Source organism: Deinococcus sp. (genome assembly GCF_018260555.1).
Classification (GTDB): Bacteria; Deinococcota; Deinococci; order Deinococcales; family Deinococcaceae; genus Deinococcus.
Window position 1 is genome coordinate 1 of sequence record NZ_JAGLBB010000017.1, and the last position, 23,943, is coordinate 23,943.

Sequence of the window (23,943 nt, forward strand, 5' to 3'; positions counted from 1 at the left end):
AGACACCGAATGACATGCTCGACCCGCAGGCGGGTCGACGCCAGTTCCCGGTTCTGCTGACGCTGTTCAGGGGTCAGGGGCGCGTTCTTCGTCGCTTTGTGAGGTGTCACCGAGTGACCGTGGTGTCGCCGAATGCCCTGGTAGCCGGCGTCGCCGATCAGCGGCGTCTTTGGATGGATCTGGACGCCCGACTGCCGGAACAGGGTGAGGTCATGCATGGATCCGAAGGCGGTGGCGACGCACAGGATCAAGCGGGTAGACACGTCGATCATGACCTGCGTTTTCAGGGTGTGTCGTTTCTTCTTGCCGCTGTACCAGCGGCGTTGCTTGCTGGTGGGCCGCTCACAGGGGGTTTCGGTGGCATCCACGGCGATGATCTGAAAGACGTCCTTTTCCTGTTTGAGGCTCTTGCGGCCAGGAAGTCGGAACGTTCCGCTCCCGATCAGGGCGGTTTCGACGCGTTCCACCGTGCGCTGCACAGTGGTTTCGTGAATGTTCCAGTCGTGGCCGAGGTGAGCAAAAGTGCGGTATTCCCGCCAGAATTCGAGTGTGAGGAGGAGTTGTTCAGCCGCGTTGAGAGCGGGAGGTCGACCAGACTTTTTCTTGGAGCAAGAGTTTCCACGCCTGTTGGAGTCGTGTGCCACACGACGTCATGAGGGCGCGCAGACGGAGAAACGTCGGTCAGCACGTCATTCTTTCCGTTGCATCCTGGAGGGGATTGTTGGCCGTGACAAGCCGTTCTCAGCCTGAACAGCCCGGAGACAAGCATCTGGGGGTCGAACATCGAGAAGGCGAGAGACGCCGGATGTCGTGTGGTGCGGGGCGCAGGGAATAGATACGCGCAGAATGCTGTGCTGACCGATGAAAATCCGTGTAGGGCCGTGATCGGCAGCGTTCTGGAAGGCATCTCGTGCCGCCTGGAAACTCTTGACAACCCGGAAGGGCACCGGGTTGCCAGCGCCACGTCCGGAACCCGCTTCGGCTCCCACTCGCTTCGCTCGGATTGAACGGTCCGTGCAGCCCATTCAACCGGAGTTCGTGTAACTTGCGCTTCACTGATAATCCGGAACATCACCGTGGTGCTTACTCCACTCCTGGAATCCGCTTCTCTCCCGCTCACTCAGCCGCGCGTTTTTTGCAATTCCGTGCCCTTTGCACCGTTCAAAGCTGGCCGGTGGTCTGTTCAGGAGGGCGGTTGCTGCGCCCGGTACAGCTTCGCGGGGCGGCCCGCCTGCCCGTACTGATGGTCGAGCTGGGCGGCCCCGCTGCGCACGAGGTGTTCAAGGTAACGCCACGCGGTGACGCGGCTGAGGCTGACCTGCTCGCCGATGTCCTCGGCACTGACGGGGTGCGGAGCGTCCCGCAGGGCCTGGGTGACGCGTTCGAGGGTATTCGGGTCAATGCCGCGCGGCAGGCTGGACAGGCCCGGACTGAGGCCCAGCAGGCGGTCCAGGCGGCCCTGGTCGAGACGGCCCTGGTTTACGTGGCCCGGCTGCGCGTGGTGGCGGGCGCGGTGGCGGGCCAGCAGGTCGTTCAGGCGCGCACCCGTGAACGGTTTGATCAGGTAGTCGAACGCTCCGTGCGCGAGCGCGAGGCGTACGCTGGCCTCGTCGTCGGCGGCGGTGATCAGGGCCACGTCGGTGGTCAGACCCTGGGCACGCCAATGACGCAGCAGGCCCAGGCCGCTGCCGTCGGGCAGGTGCACGTCCAGCAGGATCAGGTCGGGGGTCAGGGCGCGGGCCAGGGCGTCGGCCTGCGCGCAGGTGGCGGCGCTGCCGACCACATGCACGTCCGGGTCGCGCTCCAGCAGGTCACGGTTCACGCGGGCGACCCGTAGGTCGTCCTCGACCAGCAGGACCCGGGTGGGGGCGGGCGCGGCGGCTGGGGTCATGGGTAATCTCCGGCAGCGTACGGGGTGGGGTCGGCGGGGTCGCCGGTGGGGGGGCCGGGCGTCTGCGCGACAGGAAACAGGTGGGGGCGCAGCGGGGTGGGCAGCGGCAGGCTCAGCACGAACACGGTCCGCCCGGCCCGGCAGGTGTGGCGCAGTTCGCCGCCCAGAGCGTGCAGGCGCACTGTGACGCCGTGCAGGCCGTAGCCGCGCCCCTCGCCCTTGGTGCTCACGCCGCGCTCGAACAGGCGGGTACTCAGGTGCGGGGGCACGCCGGGGCCGCTGTCCTCGACCTCGATCTGCATGCCCTCAGGGTCCTCTCCGATCAGGACCGTGACCTGTCCGGGCTGGCCCCCCAGGGCCTCGAAGGCGTTGCCAGTCAGGTTGCCCACGGCGCTGACCAGCGTGTCGGCGTGCCGTTCCCAGATGGGGCCCAGGCTGCTGCCCTCGGCCACCTGGAAATCAATGCCGAGTTCCTGCGCCCTTTCGCGCTTCCCTGCCAGCAGGGCCACCAGCCGGGGCACCTGCACGTCGCGCAGCAGTTCCCGGAACTGAGAGTCGGCATGAATCTCGGCGTTCAGGACGCGTAGGGCCTCTTCACTCCGTCCCAGTTGCAGCAGGCCGGACAGAACGTGCAGGCGATTTTGATACTCGTGTGTCTGGGCGCGCAGCACGTCCACGAAGCCGCGTGCGTGCGTGAGTTCCTCGGCCAGGGCCAGCGCCTCGGCGCGGTCGCGGAAACCAGCCACGAATCCGCCGCCATCCAGCGGTTCGAGGTTCACCAGGACCGGCTGACCGCGCAAGGTCAGTTCGAGGTTCTGGTGGCGGCCCGGTGCGGCGGGGTCAGTCAGGCGGGCCAGTTCAGGCCACAGCTGCGACAGCGGGGCGTGGTCGGGGCGGCCCAGCATGCTCGCGGCGCGGTCACTGCTGAGCGTGACCTGACCGGCAGCGTTCACGGCCAGCACGCCCTCACGCAGCGCTGCCAGGACGGCCCGCTGCTCGCTGACCATCGCGGCGATCTGTTCGGGTTCCAGATTCAGGATCTCGGCCCGCAGGCGCCGGGCGGCCCACACGGCCCCCAGGGTGCCCAGGGCCAACGCCAGCACGAACCATGGCAGCAGGCTAACGAGCGCGCCCAGGACCAGGTGCCACACCTGCGGCATCAGGTACCCGGTGCTGACCACGCCCACCACGCGCCCGCCACGCACGCCGCCTGCCCAGATGGGCGCTTTACCGCGCACGCTCAGGCCCAGGCTGCCGCGCGCCACGCTGACGACTTCCTGTCCCGCCAGCGGCAGGACGTTGTCACCGCCTTCCATGGGTTTGCCCAGCCGCTCGGGCAGCGGGTGCGCCAGCCGCACGCCCCGCCGGTCCCCAACCACAATGAAATCGGCTTCGACCTCGGCGCGCAGGGCGTTCACGCGGGCGTTCAGGGCGGCGTCCGGCGCGGCGCGGGTCGCTCCGGCGATCACGTCCGGAAGGCGCGACATGATGCGGCTGGCTGTCATGGCGCGCTCCCCCAGGCGTTCGCGGGCCTCGGTGTACAGTTGCGCGGTCTGCACGGCGACCAGCAGCAGCGTCATGGCGCACAGCACCAGCAGGTGCAGCCGCACGAGGCGGCCCTGCAGGTCAGGGCGTCGGGAGAACACAGCCATCGGTACCCGCGATTCTAGGCGGCGGGCGGGCGCGGGGCCGGTTGTGTTCATTGTGTTCACGCCTGTGCGTTCCGTAAGCGCAGTGTGGCGTGCTGAGCGCACCAAACGTCTTGTCGTGAAGGCCGGGCGAGGATAGGGTAGCCGGGTACCCACAACCCAGACCGGCTGCCCACCCGAAGCGGCAGCCCACCCCCCGGAGGTCCACCATGAACGTGAAAACTGCTGCCCTTGCCCTGTCCGTCCTCCTGAGTACCGCCGCCCCCGCCACCGCGCAGAACCTGAACCTACGCGTCATGGCCCCCGCCAGCCCTGGCGGCGGTTGGGACCAGACCAGCCGCGCGCTTCAGACCGTCATGCAGGATGAGGGCATCGCCAAGCCCGTGCAAGTGTTCAACGTGCCCGGCGCGGGCGGCACCATCGGCCTGGCGCAGCTGTACAACAGCCGGGGCGACGGGAATCTCCTGATGACCATGGGACTCGTGATGGTCGGCGCGATCCAGACGAACAGCTCCAAGGTGGACCTGAGCCGCGTGACGCCCATTGCCCGTCTGACCGGCGAGTACGAGGTCATCGTGGTGCCCGCCAGCAGCCCCCACAAGACGCTGGCTGACCTGGCAGCCGCCTGGAAGGCAAACCCGGCGCTGGCCTTCGCCGGGGGCAGTGCCGGCGGCACCGATCACATGCTCGTCGGTCTGTTCGCCAAGGCGGCGGGCGTGGACACCAGGAAGATGAACTATGTGCCGTTCAGCGGCGGCGGAGAGACCCTGGCGGCCGTGCTGGGCAACCAGGTCGCGGCGGGTGTCGCCGGGTACGGCGAGTTCGAGGCACAGATCAAGGCTGGCAAACTGCGCGCCCTGGGCATCAGCGCCGCCAAGGCGCAGACGGGAATCCCGGTGCCCACCATGAAATCGCAGGGCTTTAACGTGGACCTTGCCAACTGGCGCGGCATCGTCGCTCCGCCCGGCATCAGCGGCAGCCAGAAGGCCACGCTGGTCAGCGCCATGGACAAACTTCACGCCAGCAAGGCCTGGAAGGACACCCTGAAGACCCGCAACTGGACGGACCTGTACATGAGCGGCAGCCGGTTCGACGTGTTCCTTAAACTCGAAGCGGTCCGCACCCGAGAGATTCTGAAAGACATCGGTCTGGTCAAGTAACGTCAAGTCATACGGATTCCGGTTGATTCGGTGCAGTTCTGAATCAATCCGTGCAGACGCGAGTGGGAACAGCAGACGCCCCTTCGCGGTATGGAGCCGCAAACGGTGTCGTCCCGACTGTGGCGCAGTGGAGCGCAGTCCGTATAACACCGACTTTTCAGCGATCCGGGCGGCGGCGGGTTTCCTTCGCGCCGCCCGGCTTACTGTACCTGTCTCCCCTCTCCAGGGTCTCCACACGAGGTTCGATTCATGTCTGATTCCACCGTTCCCCCCATCCCACCTGCTCCCGCGGCTCCTTCCGAGCGGCGCGGCCTGAGCGTCCCGGATCTGCTGGTCGCCCTGGGCGTGGTGCTGCTGGGCGCGCTGCTTCTGGCCGGCACCCTGCGGATTCCGTTCGGGATCAATGCTGTGGTCGGCCCGCGCGTGGTTCCGCTGATCGTGTCGGTCGGCACGTTGCTGCTGGGCACCCTGCTGACCGTGAACGTCCTGCGCGGCGGCCGCGCCGAACCGGCCGCCGAGGAGGACACCGACCCGGACGCCCAGCCCGACCTGCGCCAGCCGGGACTCATCCTGGGCGGGTTCCTGCTGGGCGCCGCTCTACTACAACCACTGGGATTCGTGATCGGCACAGCCCTGATGTACTTCAGCGTGGGGTTCGCGTTCGGTGAACGGCGCGCGCCGTTACTGGCAGGGGTGGCGCTCGCTGTGGCACTCGTCACGTATGTGGTGTTCACGCGCGGCCTGGGCCTGACCCTCCCGGCCGGCCTGCTCAGGGGCGTGCTGTGATAGAGGCCGTCACATCCCTGCTCGCGGGCTTCGAGACAGCGCTGACACCCCTGAACCTGCTGTGGGCGCTGATCGGCGTGACGCTGGGCACCCTGGTAGGCGTGCTGCCCGGCATCGGTCCGGCCCTGACGGTCGCGCTCCTGCTACCCGTCACGGCGAAACTCCCGCCCGTGAGTGCGTTCATCATGTTCGCCGGGATCTACTACGGCGGTATGTTCGGGGGCAGCACCACCAGCATCCTGCTGAACACGCCCGGCGAGAGCAGTTCGATCATCACGGCGCTTGAGGGGAACAAGATGGCCCGCAAGGGGCGCGCGGCCGCCGCACTGGCCACGGCCGCCATAGGGTCGTTCGTGGCCGGAACCATCGGCACCATCCTGCTCACCTTCGCCGCGCCCGCCATCGCTGACGTGGCCGTCATGATTCCGCCCAGCGCCAAGTTCGCGCTGATCATGCTGGCGTTCGTCACTATCAGCGCCACCTTCGGTGCGTCCCCGCTGCGCGGCCTGATCAGCCTCTTTCTGGGCCTCAGCATCGGGTTGATCGGGACCGACCTGCAAAGCGGGCAGGCGCGCTTCACCCTGGGCCGCCCGGAACTGCTCGACGGGATCGAGTTCGTCACGGTCGTGATCGGTCTGTTCGCTGTGGGTGAAACGCTATTCGTTGCCAGCCGCCTTCGTAAGGACAAGGCCAACGTCATCAAACTGGACGGCAATGCCAGCATGACCCGTGAGGACTGGCGGCGCTCCTGGAAACCCTGGCTGCGCGGCACGGCCCTGGGCTTCCCGTTCGGCGCCATCCCCGCCGGCGGCGCCGAGATTCCCACGTTCCTGTCGTACACCCTGGAACGCCGATTGAGCAAACACCCGGAAGAATTCGGAAAGGGCGCCATCGAGGGCGTCGCCGGACCGGAGGCCGCGAACAACGCGAGCGCGGCGGGCGTGCTCGTACCGCTGCTGACCCTGGGGCTGCCCACGAGCGCCACCGCCGCCATCCTGCTCGCCGCGTTTCAGCAGTACGGACTGCAACCGGGGCCGCTGCTGTTCGTCACGAACGGCGAGCTCGTGTGGGGCCTGATCGCCAGCCTGTACATCGGGAACGTCATGCTGCTCGCCCTGAACCTGCCCCTGGCCCCCGTATGGGCGCGGCTGCTGCTGATCCCCCGTCCGTTCCTGTACGCCGGAATCCTGGTCTTTTCCACGGTTGGCGTGTACTCACTAAACAACTCTGTCTTCGACCTGATTCTGCTCGCCATCTTCGGCGTGATCGGGTACGGCATGCGCCGCTTCGACTTCCCGGTCACGCCGGCCATCATCGGCGTGATCCTCGGCCCGGTCGCGGAAAGCCAGTTCCGCACAGCGCTGCAACAGAGTAACGGCGACCCCACCATCTTTCTGCAGAGCCCCCTGACGGTCTGCATCCTGCTGACCGCCCTGGCTGCCCTGATCGTCCCGGCTATCCTGAAAGCCCGAGCGCCCCGCCGTGTTTGAAAAAGCTTCCGGGTGACCGCTCATGAACGTTTTTCAAGCCGGGTCTCTCGCATGCACACAGAAGCGCCCCCGACCGTCCTGGCCGGGGGCGCTTTCTGGCGCTTGGGGGGGATTACTTGGCGGCAGTGTAGCGGCGCGCGACTTCGTCCCAGTTCACGACATTCCAGAAGGCCTTCAGGTAGTCCGGGCGCTTGTTCTGGTAGTTCAGGTAGTAGGCGTGTTCCCACACGTCCACGCCCAGAATGGGCGTTCCGCTGACGCCGGCGACGGCTTCGCCCATCAGGGGGCTGTCCTGGTTGGCGGTGCTCACGACGGCGAGCGCGCCATCCTTGACGACCAGCCACGCCCAGCCGCTGCCGAAGCGGGTCTTGGCGGCGTCCTCGAACTTCTCCTTGAAGGCGTCGAAGGAACCAAACGCAGCGTTGATGGCGGCGGCCAATTCACCGCCCGGTTGACTGCTGGCCTGGGGGCCCATGACCGTCCAGAACAGGCTGTGGTTGGCGTGACCGCCGGCGTTGTTGCGCAGGGCGCCTTTCTTATCGGCGGGCACCTGATCGAGCTTGGTGATCAGTTCCTCGACACTCAGGCTGGCGAACTCGGTGCCTTCGAGGGCCTTGTTCGCGTTGTCCACGTACGCCTGATGGTGCTTGGTGTGGTGGATTTCCATGGTGCGCGCGTCGATGTGGGGTTCGAGGGCGTCGTAGGCGTAGGGCAGCTTGGGAAGTTCGTAAGCCATGATGAGCTCCTTTACAGGCCGGGTGAGCGGTCCCGCACGGTGCGGGCCGTTCCCGGCGACCGCTGTGTATCTTACCTGCCGCGCCGCCGAGCGGAGGCCCGACCGGTTAAGGCGGACTTCATGTTAGCCGGAAGGTGCCGGGCACTGACCAGTGCGCCCCAACTGGGGACACGCACTGCGAGCGTGCGGGTCTGGTAAATGCTCTAGCATGGCCGCTAATGCGTTCTCCCCTGCCCCGCGCCGTCCTCAACCGTCTGGAAACCGGGCGGCTGGTGGTGCTCAGCGTGCTGCTGGGCGCCCTGGTGGGGGGTCTGAGCATCATCCTGCGGCTCACGCTGGACGCCGCCGTGCGGCTGGGCACGCTGATCACAGATTACGCGCCGCCCGGCACGACCGGCGAGGGTGGGTTGATGATGGCGTTCGGATCGGCCACCCCGTGGGGGCTGCTGGCGCTGCCGCTGCTCGGCGCGCTGTACGCGTGGCTGGTTCCCGCCCGGCTGGGCGATCCGCTGACGCAACTGGTGCGCGGCTACCACGCGCGTGGGCAGTGGCCGGGGCCGCTGCTACAGGTGCGGACGCTCGCGGCGACCCTGCTGGCGTATGGTTCGGGCCTGCTGATCGGGCGGGACTCGGCGTTCACCATGACCGGCCAACTGGGCGCGCGGCTGATGCAGCGCGTGACCCGCCTGGACGCGGTCGAGGCCCGCACACTGACCCTGGCGGGCGCGGCGGCGGCGCTGGGCGCGGTGCTGCACGCGCCGCTGGCCGCCGCGGTCCTGATTGCCGAGGTGCTGTACCGCCGCTTCGAGTTCGAGTTCGAGGTGGTCATGCCGTGCGTGCTGGCGGCCGTGGCGGGGACGGCCGTGTACGGGCTGGCGTTCGGGTTCGCGCCGCTGCTGGCCTTCCCGGACGTGCAGGTGCCGGCCAGCACGCAGTTCCCGGCGTTCCTGCTGGTGGCGCTGGCGGCCACGCTGCTGGGCTGGCTGTCGCTGCTGGCGTGCCGGGTGCTGCCAGAAGCGTGGTCCGGTGGCCGTATGCGGCCGCTGCTGGGTCTGATTTTCGGCGGGATCACGGCGGCCGCCGCTGCGTTCAGCACGCCGGCCGTGCTGGGAGACGGGAGCGGCTGGGTTCAGCTGAGCGCGGCCGGGTTCATGGGCACCGAGGGCCTGGGGCTGAGCGCGTGGCGCTGGTTGCTGCTGGCGCTGGGCGCGCAGATCGCGCTGGGCGGTGGGGTGCTGCCGTCAGTGGGTGTGGGCGGCCTGCTGGGCGCGGGCCTGAGCAGTCTGCTGGGCGTCGATACCGCCACGGGCAGCATGGTCGGGGCAGTCGCGTTCCTGACGGTCACGTTGAACGTGCCGCTGGGCGCCACGCTGCTGGGCGTCGCGTGGGGCGGCGACACGCTGCTGCCCGTGGCGCTGGTCGCCAGCAGCGTGGCGCACTTCCTGAGCGGCACGAGTGGGATCATTCCGTCGCAGCTTCAGGCCCGCCGGGACAGCGCCGTGCATGCCGGCCCGGCGTGGCTGCCGGACTCCGTGCGGTTCGTCACGCGCCGGAGCTCGGCCGCCCAGCCCGGCGTGCCGTTCGACGCGCCGCAGGACTCCCCGGCAGACGCGCCCGGAGCGGAGGACCTGCCGGTGGACGGGGACCTGCTGCCAGCCCCGACCGCCGAGCGCGAACTGTACCGCCGGGCCGTGCCGCCGGGCTGGCTCGGCGCGCGCCTGAGCCTCCTGAGCCTCCCGCCGGGTGTAGAGGTGGTCGGGATCGTCCGGGACGGCTCGGTGCGCCTGCCCCGCCCGGAACTGCGCCTGACCACGCAGGACGAACTGGTGTTCCTGGCCCGCCCGGAGGCTTACCACGCGCTCGAAGGCATCCTGCGACTACCGGGCCACTAAAGGCACTGCGTTTATCTTGTAGATAAACCGCGCGGAGCGCGGAGCAGAAGAAAGTACGTTGCAGCGGGAATGGAGAGGTTCCGGCGCTTTCCTGGGACCTCGCAATGTTAGCTCCAACGTACTTAGAGCCGCGATAGGGGCCGGCCGCCGACACGCACAGTTGATACGAACTGCGATAAAAGGGGCTGCAAAGACCCTTCAATCCGAACGAAGCCAGTGAGAGAGGGGCGGATTCCGTCTGTTGCTCGGACTCGCATCCGCTTGGATTAAGCTGGTCCGGCACCGAATCAACCGCAGTCCATATGAGTCCCGGGCGGGCTGTCCTGGCATGCGGAACCGACTGCGGCTGGCCCCCGGCAGCCGGGCAGCGTGCGGAGCGGATAATGCCCCGCATGACGCCTGCTCCTTTCCGCGCCTGGGACCGGAACGAACGGCTGGGCATCCTGAACGGCTGGGCGGTGTTCACCGGGGACGGGTTCCTGAACGTGTCAGTCGTCGTGGTCGGGTTTGCTGCGCGGCTCGGTGCGCCCAACTGGGTGATTGGGCTGCTACCGGCCATCGCGGCGGGTGGGTGGATGCTGCCGCAATTGCTGGTGGCTGCGCGGGTCCGCAGCTTGCCATACAAGTTGCCGGTGTACCGGTCCGCGGCGCTTGTCCGGACCGGCACGTACGTGGCGATGGTCCTGATCGCGGCCCTGCTGACCGACAGCCCGGCGCTGTGCCTGACGCTATTCGTCCTGGCCATGATGCTGAACGCTCTGGCCTCCGGCGTGTCCGGCCTGCCGTTCCTGGAAGTGGTCAGCAAGACCGTGCCGTCCGCGCGCCGCCCGCGTTTTTTCGGGACGCGCAACCTGTACGGGGGACTGCTGGCCTTCGGGGCGGGTCTGCTGGTCCGCTGGATTCTGGCCTCGGACCTGCCGTTCCCGCTGAATTACGCGCTGATCTTCGCGCTGGGCACGGCTGCGTTCACGTTCGGGTACTGGGTGTTCGGACTGGTGACCGAACCGGCCGACCCGCCCCTGGCGCGCCAGGGCACCCGCGCGGAGTTCTGCGCCATTCCCGACACGCTGCGCGACCCGCACTTCCGGGCCTTCCTGATCGTGCGCCTGCTGCTGGCCGCCGCCAGCATGAGCGAACCGTTCTTCGCCGTGAACGCCCTGCGGGAACTGCACTACCCGGCCGCCACGCTGGGCGTGTTCGTGATGGCCCTGACCGGCGCGGCCCCCCTGTCGAACGTGGTGTGGCAGCGTGTCGCCGAACGCAAGGGCTCGCGGCGCATCATCCGCTACGCCAGCGTGTTCTACGGTCTCGCCCCGCTGTACGCCGTTGCGGTCGGCGCGCTGGGCCTGAACGCCTGGGCGTACCTGGGGGTGTTCGTGCTTTCCAGCGTGGCTACGCAGGGCTTTAACCTGGGCCACACCAATCACCTCCTGAATATCGCCCCCGAAGGTGCCCGCAGCCGCTACATCGGCACGCTGAACACCCTGGTCGGCGCGGCCCTATTCACTCCGGTGATCGGGGGGCTGCTGGCCGACCGGGTCGGGTACGCGCCCGTGTTCGCCGTCAGCGGGCTGCTGTGCGCCGCTGCGTGGTGGCAGTGCGGGAACCTGCGCCGCGACGCGTAGGCCTGGCCGGAAGCCAGCTGGCTCTCCGGCCCCCCTCCCCCCTTCCGGTTGACCGTTTCCTTGGACGGTTCAACCGACGCCCATGCGGATTCAGTCTGTTTCGCTTCTAATCGCATCCGCTCGGATTGATTCGGAGCGGTCCCGAATCAATCGGAATCCGTCTCAGTGGTCCAGAATCTTGCTCAGGAACTGCTTGGCGCGGTCGTGCTGGGGGTTCTGGTAGAAGGCTTCGGGCGTGGTGTCCTCCACGATGTTGCCCTGGTCGAAGAACAGGATGCGGTCGGCGACCTCGCGCGCGAAGCCCATCTCGTGCGTGACGACCAGCATGGTCATGCCGGTACGCGCCAGTTCCTTCATGACGTCCAGCACCTCCTTGATCATCTCGGGGTCCAGGGCGCTGGTGGGCTCGTCGAACAGCATGACCTTGGGGTCCATGGCCAGGGCGCGGGCAATCGCCACGCGCTGCTGCTGCCCGCCGGACAGTTGCGCCGGGTACTTGTGCGCCTGCTCCTCGATGCCCACGCGGCGCAGCAGGTCCAGCCCCCGCTGATCGGCGTCTGCCCTGCTGGCCTTCCGGACGCGGGTGGGGGCCAGCGTAATGTTCTCCAGGACAGTCAGGTGCGGAAACAGGTTAAACGACTGGAAGACCATGCCGACCTCACGGCGGATGGCGTCCAGGTTGCCCTTGCCGTTCAGGGGGATGCCGTCCACGGTGATGGTGCCGCCGTCGTGCGCGTCAAGGGCGTTGATGGTGCGGATGAAGGTGCTCTTGCCGCTGCCGCTGGGGCCGATGATGACCACGACCTCACCGGGCTGCACGGTCAGGTTCACGCCGCGCAGCGCGTGGAAGGTGCCGAAGTGCTTGTGCACGTTCTGCGCGTCGATGATGGGTGGTCCGTCCTGCTGCCCCGCGTGCGCGCGGGTCTGACCAGGCCGGGGGGCCGGGCCGGCCGCTTCTTTCCTGAGGGACGGGGAGGAATGCGTCATGCGGGCAGTCTACCGTCCGCCCGCCGGGCACGACAGGCGTGAGGCCCGCGGCACTGGGCTCACCGTGCCGTGCGGGGCCGTGTGGGATGGGCGCGGTTCACTCGTCCCGCACCCACGGGCCGCACCTAGGTATCAGCGAGCCCAGGGCCGGCAAGGCGGGCCCGCTCGGTTTCGTTGATGGCTGGCGCACCTGTGCACGGAGCCTGCCCCGCCCATGTTCCCCACCCGGTCCCGTAAAGGGCGGCACCGTCGCTTGTTAACCCAACCTGTATGCTAAAATCACCTTTCTCACGTGCGGCCCAGTCTGTCGGCAGGCCGCCGAACCTTTCAACACAGGAGTTCCCATGAAGAAAAACACCCGTCAACTGACCGCTGTTCTCGTTCTCGGCACGGCCGCCGCCGCTCTCGCCCAGGGCACCACCTTCCTGACCATCGGCTCGGGCAGCACTACCGGCGTGTACTTCCCGGTCGCGACCGGCATGGCCAAGATGCTGAACGACACCGGCAGCGGCGTACGTGCCAACGCCCGCTCGACCGGCGGCAGCGTGTTCAACATGGGTGCCATCGCCAGCGGGGAACTCGACGCGGCCGTTGCCCAGAATGACGTCGTGTACTACGCGTATAAAGGCACGGGCCTCCAGGCATTCCAGGGCAAGGCGAACAGCAAACTGCGCACCATGGCCGTCCTGTACCCCGAGGTGCTGCACATCGTGGCCCGCAAGGACAGCGGCATCAAGACCGTCGCAGACCTGAAAGGCAAGCGCGTGGTGATCGGTGACCTGGGCTCCGGCACGGAACTGACCGCCAAGCAGGTCATGGAAGCGTACGGCCTGGGCTTTGATGACCTGGGGCAGGCGCTGCGCGTCTCGCCCGCTCAGGGCATCAGCCTGATGCAGGACAAGCGCGCCGACGCGCTGTTCTTCACCGTGGGCGTGGGGGCCAGCGCCATCGCGCAGATCGCGCAGACCGTGGACGTGAGCATGGTCCCGGTCAGTGGGAACCAGGCCAGCAGTCTGCTCAAGAAATACCCCTTCTACGTGAGGTACAACATTCCTGCCAAGAGCTACAAGGGCATCGGCGCGACCGTGCCCAGCGTCGCCGTGCAGGCCACCCTGGTCACCAGCACCGCCATGAGCGAGGACGCCATCTACCGGGCCATGAAGGGCATCTTCGACAATGAGGCCGACCTGAAAGCCATTCACCCCAGCCTGGCCACCAACTTCAGTTACGCCAAGGCCGTCACGGGCCTGCCCGCGCCGCTGCACCCGGGCGCCGTGAAGTTCTTCAAGGAAAAAGGACTGAACGTCAAATAAGACGGATTCCGATTGATTCGCTGCAGTTCTGAATCAATCCGAGCGGACGCGAGTAGGAACAGGATACGCCCCTTCGCGGTATGGAGCCACAGACGGTGCTTTTCCGTCTGTGGCGCAGTGGAGCGGCAGTCCGTATCAGTGCGGGCACTCCGGTCCGGGACGCCGTGTCCTGAACCGCAGCAGCCGGGGCCAGCCGTGGAATGATCGGGCTGGCCCCACACCTTGATTTTTCCGCTCGTTGATACCCGCACCGGTCCCCCCGCACGCACTGGTCCCCCCGCACACACCGGTCCGGGCCGTTTCTGTTCAAGGAGAACCCCACACGCATGAGTGATCCCACCCGACCTATCAGTTCAGACCCGACCCTGACACCACCCGGCACCGAGATGACCGAGGGGGAACGCCGCGCCATCGAGATGGTCGAGGCGGCCGAGACCGGCGGCCGGAAACTTCAGGGTGCCCAGAAGTGGCTGGTGACGCTGCTGGCCGTCGCGTGGTGCGTGTACCAGATGTACGCCGCGCAGGTCGGGAACATCGACACCCTGACCATGCGCGCCACGCACCTGGCGTTCGCGTTCGCGCTGGCGTACCTGGTGTTCCCGTTCCGGAAAACGCCGGGCCGTCCGCAGACGCGCGTCCCCTGGTACGATTGGATACTGGGCATCGGCGCGACCGCAACGGCCGCTTACCTGATCACGCGTTACCCGAACATTGCGAACGAGCAGGGCGGCACCCTGATTACCCCGGACGTGTGGGTGGGCAGCGGCATGGTGATCCTGCTGATGCTGGCCGCGTGGCGCACCATCGGGATCGCCATGCCGGTCGTGGCGGGCGTGTTCATGCTGTACGCCCTGACTGGCCCGCGCGGCCTGATCCGGGGCGACCTGGGACCGCAACTGCAACTGCACGCCGGGCAGACGTGGCCGCAGGTGGTGGGGCAACTGTTTGCGAACACCGAGGGCATCTTCGGGACCGCTATCGGCGTTTCGGCGCAGATCGTGTTCCTGTTCGTGCTGTTCGGCGCGATCTTCGACAAGCTGGGGGCCGGCGAGTGGTTCATGAATATCGCTCAGGGCCTGCTGGGCGGGTTCCGGGGTGGCCCGGCCAAGGCCAGCGTGCTGAGCAGCGCCCTGAACGGGATTATCTCGGGTTCGGCGGTCAGTAACGTCGTGACCGGCGGGAATATCACCATCGGCACCATGAAACGCGTTGGGTACAGCGCCGAGAAGGCCGGGGCGATCGAGGTCGCCAGCTCCAGCAACGGCCAGCTCATGCCGCCCGTGATGGGCGCGGCGGCGTTCATCATGGCGCAGAACCTGAACATCGAGTACCGCAGTCTGATCCTGGCGGCGGCCATCCCGGCGTTTCTGTGTTACGGGGCGCTGCTGGTCGTCACGCACATCGAGGCGCTGAAACTGAACCTGCGGGGAATGCCGAAAAGCGAGTTGCCGCGCGTCCGGCAAACGCTGCTGTCCGGCTGGTACTACCTGCTGCCGCTGGGCTACCTGATCGGCACGCTGACTGTCAACCCGGAGGCCACGCCGGAACGCGTGGCGCTGAACACTATTTTCATGATGATGGTCATGATGGTCGTGCAGGAGGCTGTTCTGGCAACCCGCGACGGGCGCGACCCGGGCCGGGGCTTACTGGACGGCGGGCGCAAACTGATCGAGGCGTTCGAGAGCGGCGCGCGCTCCATGATCGGCATTGCCATTGCCACGGCCGCCGCCGGGATCATCGTGGGCATCGTGACCATCACGGGCCTGGGCTTTGGACTGGCGGACATCGTGCAGCTCGCCGCCGAAGGCGTGCGCTCGTTGATGGCGTTCGCGGGGCCGCAGGTGGCGACGTTCGCGTCTTTGCTGGTGGTGCTGTTCATGGCGCAACTGATCGCCCTGATTCTGGGCATGGGCTTACCCACCACCGCGAACTACATCCTGATGAGCGCCCTGATCGTCCCGATCGTCGCGAAGGTCGCGGGCCTGGATACCAGCAATCCGGCGCAGATGCTGCCCGTACACATGTTCGTGTTCTACTTCGGGATCATGGCCGACAGCACGCCCCCGGTGGCGCTAGCGGCGTTCGCGGCGGCCGCCATCAGCGGCGGGAACCCGGTCGCGACCGGCGTGCAGGCCTTCCAGTACGAGCTGCGCACGGCGCTGCTGGCGTACATGATGTTCTTCAACCCACAGCTCCTGCTGATCGCGGACGGCCGACTGAACGGGGTGCCGTTCGGGGAGGCCGCCCTCATGGTGATGTTCGCGTTTATCGGACTGGTGGCCTTCAGTGCGGCCACGCTGCGCTTCCTGCACCGCAAGACCAACCCCGTGCAGATGCTGCTGCTACTGATCGCGTCGTTCATTCTGATCATTCCCACGCAGATCGTGTGGAACCTGACCGCGCTGGCGCTGATTGCCGCCGTGTACTTCTGGCAGAAGGCGGGCAGCCGCTCCGAGCCGCCGGCTACTCTAAGCGCCGCCTGATACGGACTCGGATGCGAGGAGGAGAAAAACGGGTTCCAGGCATGGAGCAGACAGATCGGTGGTGTTGCGATCTGTCTGCGAGACAGATGGCAGCCCGCATCGGGGTCCCACAAGGAATACCCAAGTCGAAACGCCCGGGCATGTCAGCCGGGGCGTTACGCGTGGCTGGGCGCGGTGTCAGGATAATGAGATGAACGTCCCCCCCTCTCCTGGCTCCACCCAACGCCCGGCCCGGCCCGACTGGCGTGACGCCCGCGACGTTCCGCAGCTGCTGCAGATCCTGTGGGCGCAGCCGACCGTCCGGCTGACCGCTTACCTGTTCCTGCTGCTGGCCGCCGTGTGGACGCTGGCGTGGGGTTCACAACTGATGGCCAGCGTGATCGTGACTGTCATCGCCGCGTACGGACTGGCGTTCCTGGCGAACCCACTGCTGTCGTGGCTGGAACGCCACCGCGTGAGCCGCATGGTGGGCGTCATGCTGCTGCTGTCGGTGACCATCGCTCTCACGACCCTGCTCGTCATGACGGTCAGTTCCCAGGTGACTGGGCTGATCAACGGCATTCCGGAACTCGCGCGGAACCTCAAGGGCATTACCAGTTCAGTCCTTGACCGGCTGGACAGCGTGAAGGGCGCAGAGGGCATCAAGGAAAGCCTCTCGAAGTACATCGACGAGCAGATCAACAACCTGACCACCAACACCGGTCCGCTGCTGGAACGGCTGGTGAACGCCGGGCCGGACGTGCTGGGCACCCTGTCCAGTCTGGTGGGCTGGCTGGGGCAGTTGGGGTTCATCGTGACGCTCGCCATGTACTTCATGCTGGATTACGACCGGGCGGGCCGCAGCGTCCTGAAGGTGTTCCCGCGCCGCTGGCAGCCCACGCTGCTGCGCCTCTCGGACGACGTGAGCGGCAGTTTCGGTGGCTTTCTGCGCGGGCAACTGCTGCTGATGCTCAGCACCGCCGTCCTGGCCACGGCGGGCCTGATGGCCCTGCGGGTCCCGAACGCCCTGGCGCTGGGTCTGCTGAGCGGCCTGTTAAGCCTCGTGCCGTACGTGGGCATCGTGGTGGCCGCCGCCGTGCCCATGCTGCTGGCCGCCACGCAGGGCGCGCTGACGGTCGGGCTGGTCGCTGCGCTGTACTTCTTCATCAATCAGATTCAGGGGAACGTACTGGGGCCGCTGATCATGGGCCGCACCATGCACCTGAGCCCGGCCGCCATCCTGATCGCGTTGCTGGTCGGCCTGTCTATCGCCGGGGTGCCCGGCGCAGTCCTGGCGATTCCGCTGGCCACGCTGTTCAAACGCTGGTTGAAACGCTACTGGCTGACCACCCGCGCCTACCGGGGCGACAGCATCGACGCGACGCAGTAAGTCGCCTCTCGCCTCAGCGGGCCACACCTCACGCACCGCGAGCCGATCAGGAGCAGGCACCGGACCCCCATCGCGGTCCGGTGCCTGGTCCGGTCTGCGTATGATACGGATTCCGATTGATTCGGTGCAGTTCTGAATCAATCCGAGCGGACGCGAGTAGGAACAGCAGACGGATTTCGCGATATGGAGCCGCAGGCGGCGCTTTTCCGACTGTGGTGGAATGGAGCGGAATCCGTATGGGCGGGAACCGTTCAGCGGGTGGCGATCTTCACGCGGCGTTCCAGCTGATCGGTGAAGAAGGTCATCACGGTCGTCAGGGCGAGGTACACGGCCCCCACCGTCGTCAGGACCGGTACGGGCAGGAAGCTCTCGCTACTGACCCGCTGACCGGCCAGCGCAAGTTCCAGCAGCGAGATGGTCGACGCCAGCGAGGAATCCTTGAGCAGCGCCACGAGATTGTTCACCAGGGGCGGCACGACCAGTCGCAGGGCCTGCGGCAGCACCACCGTCCGCATGGTCTGCGCGCCACTCAGGCCAAGGCTGCGGGCCGCCTCGGTCTGCCCGCGCGGAATGGCCAGAATCCCGGCGCGGATCACCTCTGCGTTGTACGCCCCGACGTTCAGGGACAGGGCGATCACCGCAGACCAGAACTCGTTGATCTGCACCTTGATCCCCAGTCCTTCCAGGAGGGGCGGTACTGCGTAGTACGCAAAAAAGATTTGAATCAGGAGCGGCGTCCCGCGAATCAACCACACGAACAGGTTGGCGGGCGCGCGGACCAGCCACGACGCGCTGGTCTTCTGAATGCCCGCCACCAGCCCGAGCAGGAGCCCGATCAGGCCACTGACCACCGTGAGTTGCAACGTGATCTGCGCGCCCTCCACGAACAGGTCAGCGCGCGGCCCAATTGGATCGGGCATCTGCCGCAGAATCACCGTGATCAGGTAGAACAGCAGCAGGAACGCGGCGGCCGCGCCGATCAGCCACAGCACAATCGCGCCCGGCCCGAGCGGCTGGTTCCGGGGGGTAGCAGGAGCGGTCAAGGGAGCCTCCGGGACAGAAGGTCTGGTGAAAAAAGCGAGCTGGTCTGCATTTGAAAGATAATGGCATACCCGCCGGACCAGGAGAAACCCGGCCGCTCAAGGCAACGCAGTCCCCCACTCCCGAGGGGTCTGCGGGCCGACTGGGGCAGCACTTCAATGAATTCCGATTGAACGGCTGTAATGCCCGTTCAATCCGAGCGGATGCGAGGAGGAGCGGGGCGGGTTCCGGGCGTGGAGCTGGCAGGTCGGACCACCGATCTTGCAGCGAAACAGACGGCAGTCCGTATGGGTTGTTGCCCACCCTTGCACCGGAGTCCGTGTCAGGACAGACCGTTCAGTTCGTGCAGCGGACGTCCGTACCGAAGTACTGCCCGCTCAGCTTGGCGTACGAACCGTCGCTGAGGCTCTTGGTCAGCGCGGCGTTCAGTTCTTTCAGCAGCCCGGCGTTCCCCTTCCTGACGGCCATGCCGATGCGCTCGTTGAACAGCAGGTTCCCGGCAACCAATTTGCCCTTCTGGGTTTTGACCACTTCCAACCCTGTGAACTTGTCGCCCACCCAGGCGTCCACGCGGCCCGCCATCAGCGCGGCCTGCGCGTCGGTGTCCCTGGGGAACGTCTTGACGTCCTTCACGCCCGGTACCTTGCGAACGTTGGCCAGGTACGTGGTGCCGACCTGCACGGCCACAGTCTTGCCTTTCAGGTCAGCGGCTGTCTTGGGGCCACCGACCCGGCTGACAATCGCCCCGCCCGTGCAGTAGTGCGGGTTGCTGAAGTCCACGGCCTTGGCCCGTTCGGGCGTGATGCCGTGGCTGGCGATCACGAAGTCGTAGCGGTCCTGCTGCAACCCGATCAGCAGGCCGTCGAAGGGCTGCGTGATCCACTGGACTTTCAGGCCCAGCTGCCGGGCAAGCTGATTGGCGAGATCAACCTCGAATCCGGTCAGTTCCTTGCCCTTAAGGAGGTTAAAGGGCGGGAACGCGCCCTCGGTGGCGATCTTGATGGTGCCGGATTTCTTGATGTCTTCCCAGGAACGGGCCTGTGCGGTCGTGGCGAGCAGGGCCAGGGCGGTCAGCGTCAGCAGTGCTTTTTTCATGGGAACTCCTTATCCGGTACTGGGACTGGTGGCCCGGAGCGGGCCGAGCAGTCAGGGGGGTCCAGTGATGGGTGCCTGAGTCTAGCGCCGCATGAAGGGCAGGTAAACACCCGCAGCGAGTGAGCGCCCCTGGCTGGCCCGATCACGCGGCGGCCTCCCGCATGCGCCCGGCTTGAGCGGCTTTGCAAGCCATACAGTCGGAGTCGGTAGGAGAACACACCGCCGGTACCTGACCACGCGGTGCATTCTCATACGGACTCCGGTGGATCAGTCGGCGCTGACAGCCTGGGTGTACTCGTAGCCCAGGCCCGGGGTATCCGCCTGACCGCGCGTGCCGGTGGGCGTGCCACGGTCGATGGCGGCCTCGCTGGTCGTGTCGAAGGCGTGCATGCGGGTCTGATCGATCAGCAGTTCGATGGGATCGCCGGGCAGTACGGTGGCTTGTCCCTCGACCTTGACGGTCAGGTGCTGGCCGTTCACGTCAACGATCAGGTCGGTCTGCGCGCCCAGCGGCTCGACGACCACGACCTGACCTTTCAGGACGTTGGTGCCCTGGGGCAGGTCGGACATGCCGACCACGCCCACATGCTCGGGGCGAATGCCCATGAACACCTCTTTCCCCTCGTGCGGCTTGACGCTCTGCGCGAGGCGGCCCATGGGGGCCACACGGTTCTGGCCGATCACGAACTCGCCGTTCTGAATGGTGGCGGTCACGAAGTTCATGCTGGGGCTGCCGATAAAGCCGGCCACGAATTTATTCTGCGGGAAGTCGTAGAGGTTCATGGGGGTATCGACCTGCATGATCAGGCCGTCGCGCATGACGACGATGCGGTTGCCGAGCGTCATGGCCTCTACCTGATCGTGGGTGACGTACACGATGGTGGCGCCCAGGCGGCGGTGCAGCTGACTGATCTGCGAGCGCATCTCGACGCGCAGTTTGGCGTCCAGGTTGGAGAGCGGCTCGTCCATCAGGAAGACTTTCGGTTCGCGCACGATGGCGCGGCCCATCGCGACGCGCTGACGCTGACCGCCGGACAGTTCCTTGGGCTTGCGCCCCAGCAGGTGCTCCATCTGGAGAATCTTGGCCGCTTCACGCACGCGCCTGTCGATTTCATCCTTGGGCGTCTTGCGCAGCTTGAGACCAAAGGCCATGTTGTCGTACACGTTCATGTGCGGGTACAGGGCGTAATTCTGGAACACCATGGCGATGTCGCGGTCCTTGGGTGGCACGTCGTTCACGACGCGGTCTCCGATCTTCAGGATGCCGTCACTGATGTCTTCGAGACCAGCGATCATGCGCAGCGTGGTGGACTTTCCGCAGCCGGACGGCCCGACGAAGACCATGAATTCACGGTCCTGAATGTGCAGGTTGAAGTCCTTCACTGCGTGCTGCTTGGTGCCGTACCACTTGTTGATGTGCTCAAGGATCACTTCTGCCATGGTGTGCCTACCTTTGCCCCTACTCTTACCCGTGAGTGGCCCAACGCCCGTGAGGCCAGGCTTGGCCCCTGAGACCGGGGTTGAAGATCGGGTAACCGGGGTGCATGAACGAGAATGCCCGGGGTTTACGCTGGCGCCTTGCTGACAGCCCGGAGTTTACCACGCTCCCTGAACACGTTCCCCGACCGTGCCGCCTGACCACTGCGGGCTGTCAGTGACACAGACGACATTCGTATCATACGGATTCCGTAACTGCTCAGCACGATAAACACGGCAAAAAACGCTTGTTCCCGTTTTGTATGAGCATAATATTTACTGCAAATCTGCCTTGGACGAACCAATTCGCCCATATCGGCAATTTCAGTCATTTGAAAGCAGCTTCTTAGCAATTTATAGGGCTGAATTCAGATTCTGAGCAATTTACCCTGCTGAGCAGTTACCGGATTCCAATTGATTCGCTGCACTTCTGAATCAATCCGAGCGGACGCGAGTGGGAACAGCATACGCCCCTCCGCGGTGTGGAGCCTCAGTCGGCGCTGTTCCGACTGTGGCGCAGTGGAGCGGCAGTCCGTATCAGTACGCGACGCCGCTGCGGGTCAGCATCAGTTTCAGTTCATGCGGGCTGGTCGCGGCCGACAGGGCCTCATCCAGGGTGATCAGGGTATTGCGGTACAGCTGCGACAGGTGTTGATCGAAGGTGTGCATGCCGCGAATGTTGTCCTCGATCAGGGCGTCCTTGATCAGGTGGGTCTTGTTCTCGTCTTTCACGTACTCCTGAATCAGGGGTGTGTTCATCATGATTTCCAGGCCCAGTACGCGGCCCACGCCGTCCGCGCGGCGCAGCAGGCGCTGGCTGATGATGCCGACCAGAGACTCGGCCAGTTGCAGGCGCACCTGATCGCGCTCATAGGGCGGGAAGACATTGATGATGCGGTTCACGCTGCGTACAGCGTCCTGGGTGTGCAGCGTGCTCAGAACCAGGTGGCCGGTCTGCGCGGCGCTCAGGGCGGCCTCCACGGTTTCCTTGTCGCGTATCTCGCCGATCATGATCACGTCCGGGTCCTGGCGCATGGCGAACTTCAGGGCGGTGCGGAAGTCGCGGGTGTCGCTGCCGATCTCGCGCTGCACGACAATACTCTTCTTGTTCTTGTGCAGAATCTCGATGGGGTCCTCGACCGTGATGATGTTGTACGCGAACGAGCGGTTGATCTGGTCGATCAGGCTGGCCAGGGTGGTGCTCTTGCCGCTGCCGGTCGGGCCAGTCACGAGAATCATGCCGCGCGGCGCGTTGGCCAGGTGCCGGAGCACGTCAGTGGGCAGACCCAGCGCGTCGAAACCGGGAATGGCGTTCAAGACGGTGCGCATGACCACGCCGACGGCGCCACGCTGACGGAAGACGTTGCAGCGGAAGCGGCCCAGGCCCGAAACGCTGTACGCCAGGTCCAGTTCGTTGCGGTACGTGAAGTCGTCCCACTGGTCGGCGGTCATCAGCGCCTGCGCGAGCATCTGCGTGTCGGGCGGCATCAGTGGTTGCGTGCCGAACGGGACGAGTTGCCCGTCGATGCGGCCCATGGGGGGACTACCGGCCTGCAGGTGCACATCCGAGGCGCGCCGGGTGACCATCTCACGCAGCAGCTCGTCAAGGGTCACGCCGGGCTCACCGTGGGCGAGCTCAGCGTGGGCTGACTGAGCGTCGCAGGGGGGGCCAGGGGCATGTTGTCGATCAACCGGACGCCGAACATGCGGGCAGCCACAAGGACGCGGTTCATGGAGTCACTGTCCATGATTTCCCTTTCATGCATGTCACTGCCCACGACACTCAGGTAATCCAGGGTCAGGTCCGGGGTGGCGTTCAGTACGTCCAGTCCGGCCTGCCGGAGCGCGGCGCGGCGGCGTTCCCCGCGCGCGTAGGCGGCCTGCACGGCCTGTAATGCCCGCGACAGCACGGCGGCCTGGGCCCTTTGCTCGGGGCTCAGGTAGGCGTTGCGGCTGCTCAGGGCCAGACCGCTGGTCTCGCGGACGGTGGGCACGCCGCGCACGTCCACGTTCAGGTTCAGGTCGCGGACCATGCGGCGCACGACAGCCAGCTGCTGCCAGTCCTTCTCGCCGAAGAACGCGGCGTCCGGGCGCACGAGGTTAAGCAGTTTCAGAACGACGGTCGCCACGCCCGTGAAGTGACCGGGCCGCGACGCGCCGTCAAGCGGTTCGCTGATGCCGGACACGCTGACACTGGTGCTGAACCCGTCGGGGTACATGGTGGGCACGTCCGGGTGGAACAGCAGGTCCGCGCCCGCCGCGCCCGCCAGACGCCGGTCGCCCTCCAGGTCGCGGGGGTAGCGGCTCAGGTCCTCGTGCGGTCCGAATTGCAGGGGGTTCACGAACACGCTGACGACCACGCGCCCGCCGGGCACAGCCGAGCGCGCCTCGCGGATCAGGGTGGCGTGCCCCTCGTGCAGCGCGCCCATGGTGGGTACGAACGCCACTGCCTGCCCACGCAGCGCGGCGCGCAGGTCGGCGGGGTCCGTGATCAGGGTGGGCTGCGGGCCGACCCCCGGTTCGGGCGGGGCAGTCACGGCTGGCGTCCACCATCCAGGTTCAGGGCGCCTACAACGGCGTCCAGTACCCAGGAGATCAGCGCCAGGATCACGGCCCCGATGATCGCCGCGCCGAAGCCCGCCACGTTCAGGGCCGTCACGCCCGCCACGAGGTACAGGACCACACCGTTCACGACCAGCGTGAACAGGCCCAGCGTCAGGATGTTCACGGGCAGCGACAGGAGCAGCAACACCGGACGGATCAGGGCGTTCACGATGCCCATGACCAGGGCTGCGATCAGGATGCTCAGGACGTCCGCGCCCGGCTCGAAACTCACGCCTGCGTACACGCGGGCCAGCAGGTACAGGGCCAGTGCGTTCACCAGCAACCGAAGAATGAAACCCATGCCCGTAGGATACGGGATGCGCCGCGCCCGTATGGACAGCGCCCC

General features: G+C 66.4%; 19 protein-coding genes. 8 read left to right on the forward strand and 11 right to left on the reverse strand.

Translation table 11 applies throughout. From position 1 onward, the window contains the following. From QZ271_RS05060 to QZ271_RS05070, 3 genes are all read right to left on the reverse strand, one after another. Window positions 1–644: IS5 family transposase (locus QZ271_RS05060; protein ID WP_291429595.1), on the reverse strand; the 644-nt coding region annotated here is incomplete at its 3' end. A 539-nt stretch (window positions 645–1,183) separates the two neighbouring features. After that, window positions 1,184–1,891, reverse strand: coding sequence for a response regulator (locus tag QZ271_RS05065; protein ID WP_291429597.1), 708 nt, complete (start codon window positions 1,889–1,891; stop codon window positions 1,184–1,186). Beyond that, the gene (locus QZ271_RS05070) at window positions 1,888–3,543 is read right to left on the reverse strand and encodes a sensor histidine kinase (RefSeq protein WP_291429598.1); all 1,656 of its coding nucleotides are present in this window, start codon (window positions 3,541–3,543) and stop codon (window positions 1,888–1,890) included. Before QZ271_RS05070 ends, QZ271_RS05065 begins: the two co-directional genes overlap by 4 nt. A 206-nt stretch (window positions 3,544–3,749) precedes the next feature. On the opposite strand from QZ271_RS05070, the gene QZ271_RS05075 reads away from it, so the two are divergent. From QZ271_RS05075 to QZ271_RS05085, 3 genes are all read left to right on the forward strand, one after another. Further along, a complete protein-coding gene (locus QZ271_RS05075; RefSeq protein ID WP_291429600.1) occupies window positions 3,750–4,700 on the forward strand; it encodes a tripartite tricarboxylate transporter substrate binding protein in 951 nt (316 codons plus the stop codon). Between the two features lie 249 nt (window positions 4,701–4,949). Next, on the forward strand, window positions 4,950–5,486 hold the full coding sequence (locus tag QZ271_RS05080; protein ID WP_291429602.1) for a tripartite tricarboxylate transporter TctB family protein: 537 nt from the start codon (window positions 4,950–4,952) through the stop codon (window positions 5,484–5,486). Continuing rightward, complete coding sequence (locus QZ271_RS05085; RefSeq protein ID WP_291429661.1) at window positions 5,486–6,976, forward strand: tripartite tricarboxylate transporter permease; 1,491 nt, start codon at window positions 5,486–5,488, stop codon at window positions 6,974–6,976. The genes QZ271_RS05080 and QZ271_RS05085 overlap by 1 nt, the downstream gene beginning before the upstream one ends. 112 nt (window positions 6,977–7,088) lie before the next feature. Here QZ271_RS05085 and sodA read toward each other — a convergent pair whose 3' ends face one another. Beyond that, window positions 7,089–7,712 carry a superoxide dismutase [Mn] gene (sodA, locus tag QZ271_RS05090; protein ID WP_291429604.1) on the reverse strand — a complete coding sequence of 208 codons (624 nt, stop codon included), beginning with the start codon at window positions 7,710–7,712 and terminating at the stop codon, window positions 7,089–7,091. A gap of 218 nt (window positions 7,713–7,930) precedes the next feature. Between sodA and QZ271_RS05095 the strand changes: the two genes are divergently transcribed. Both QZ271_RS05095 and QZ271_RS05100 read left to right on the forward strand, forming a co-directional pair. Next, on the forward strand, window positions 7,931–9,604 hold the full coding sequence (locus tag QZ271_RS05095; RefSeq protein WP_291429605.1) for a chloride channel protein: 1,674 nt from the start codon (window positions 7,931–7,933) through the stop codon (window positions 9,602–9,604). A 383-nt stretch (window positions 9,605–9,987) separates the two neighbouring features. Continuing rightward, window positions 9,988–11,229 carry an MFS transporter gene (locus tag QZ271_RS05100; protein ID WP_291429607.1) on the forward strand — a complete coding sequence of 414 codons (1,242 nt, stop codon included), beginning with the start codon at window positions 9,988–9,990 and terminating at the stop codon, window positions 11,227–11,229. Between the two features lie 162 nt (window positions 11,230–11,391). Here the strand turns inward: QZ271_RS05100 and QZ271_RS05105 are convergent, their stop codons facing one another. Then, entirely contained in the window at window positions 11,392–12,216 is an 825-nt protein-coding gene (locus tag QZ271_RS05105) for an amino acid ABC transporter ATP-binding protein (RefSeq protein WP_291429609.1), read from the reverse strand. Window positions 12,217–12,560: 344 nt separating this feature from the next. On the opposite strand from QZ271_RS05105, the gene QZ271_RS05110 reads away from it, so the two are divergent. From QZ271_RS05110 to QZ271_RS05120, 3 genes are all read left to right on the forward strand, one after another. After that, window positions 12,561–13,529, forward strand: coding sequence for a TAXI family TRAP transporter solute-binding subunit (locus tag QZ271_RS05110; protein WP_291429611.1), 969 nt, complete (start codon window positions 12,561–12,563; stop codon window positions 13,527–13,529). 326 nt (window positions 13,530–13,855) lie between these two features. Further along, entirely contained in the window at window positions 13,856–16,012 is a 2,157-nt protein-coding gene (locus tag QZ271_RS05115; protein ID WP_291429613.1) for a TRAP transporter permease, read from the forward strand. A gap of 190 nt (window positions 16,013–16,202) precedes the next feature. Continuing rightward, window positions 16,203–17,381 (forward strand): AI-2E family transporter, encoded by a 1,179-nt coding sequence (locus QZ271_RS05120; RefSeq protein ID WP_291429615.1) that lies wholly within the window; start codon window positions 16,203–16,205, stop codon window positions 17,379–17,381. A gap of 251 nt (window positions 17,382–17,632) precedes the next feature. On the opposite strand, the gene QZ271_RS05125 is transcribed toward QZ271_RS05120, so the two are convergent. The 6 genes from QZ271_RS05125 to QZ271_RS05150 form a co-directional block, all read right to left on the reverse strand. Next, window positions 17,633–18,424 carry an amino acid ABC transporter permease gene (locus tag QZ271_RS05125; RefSeq protein ID WP_291429618.1) on the reverse strand — a complete coding sequence of 264 codons (792 nt, stop codon included), beginning with the start codon at window positions 18,422–18,424 and terminating at the stop codon, window positions 17,633–17,635. 334 nt (window positions 18,425–18,758) lie between these two features. After that, window positions 18,759–19,517, reverse strand: a complete 759-nt coding sequence (locus tag QZ271_RS05130) for an ABC transporter substrate-binding protein (protein ID WP_291429620.1) — start codon at window positions 19,515–19,517, stop codon at window positions 18,759–18,761. 267 nt (window positions 19,518–19,784) lie between these two features. Then, window positions 19,785–20,957 (reverse strand): ABC transporter ATP-binding protein, encoded by a 1,173-nt coding sequence (locus QZ271_RS05135; RefSeq protein WP_291429623.1) that lies wholly within the window; start codon window positions 20,955–20,957, stop codon window positions 19,785–19,787. A gap of 573 nt (window positions 20,958–21,530) precedes the next feature. Then, a complete protein-coding gene (locus QZ271_RS05140; protein ID WP_291429625.1) occupies window positions 21,531–22,607 on the reverse strand; it encodes a type IV pilus twitching motility protein PilT in 1,077 nt (358 codons plus the stop codon). Next, on the reverse strand, window positions 22,604–23,530 hold the full coding sequence (gene panC, locus QZ271_RS05145) for a pantoate--beta-alanine ligase (protein ID WP_291429627.1): 927 nt from the start codon (window positions 23,528–23,530) through the stop codon (window positions 22,604–22,606). Before panC ends, QZ271_RS05140 begins: the two co-directional genes overlap by 4 nt. Continuing rightward, entirely contained in the window at window positions 23,527–23,898 is a 372-nt protein-coding gene (locus QZ271_RS05150; RefSeq protein WP_291429630.1) for a phage holin family protein, read from the reverse strand. Before QZ271_RS05150 ends, panC begins: the two co-directional genes overlap by 4 nt. Window positions 23,899–23,943: the final 45 nt, after the last annotated feature.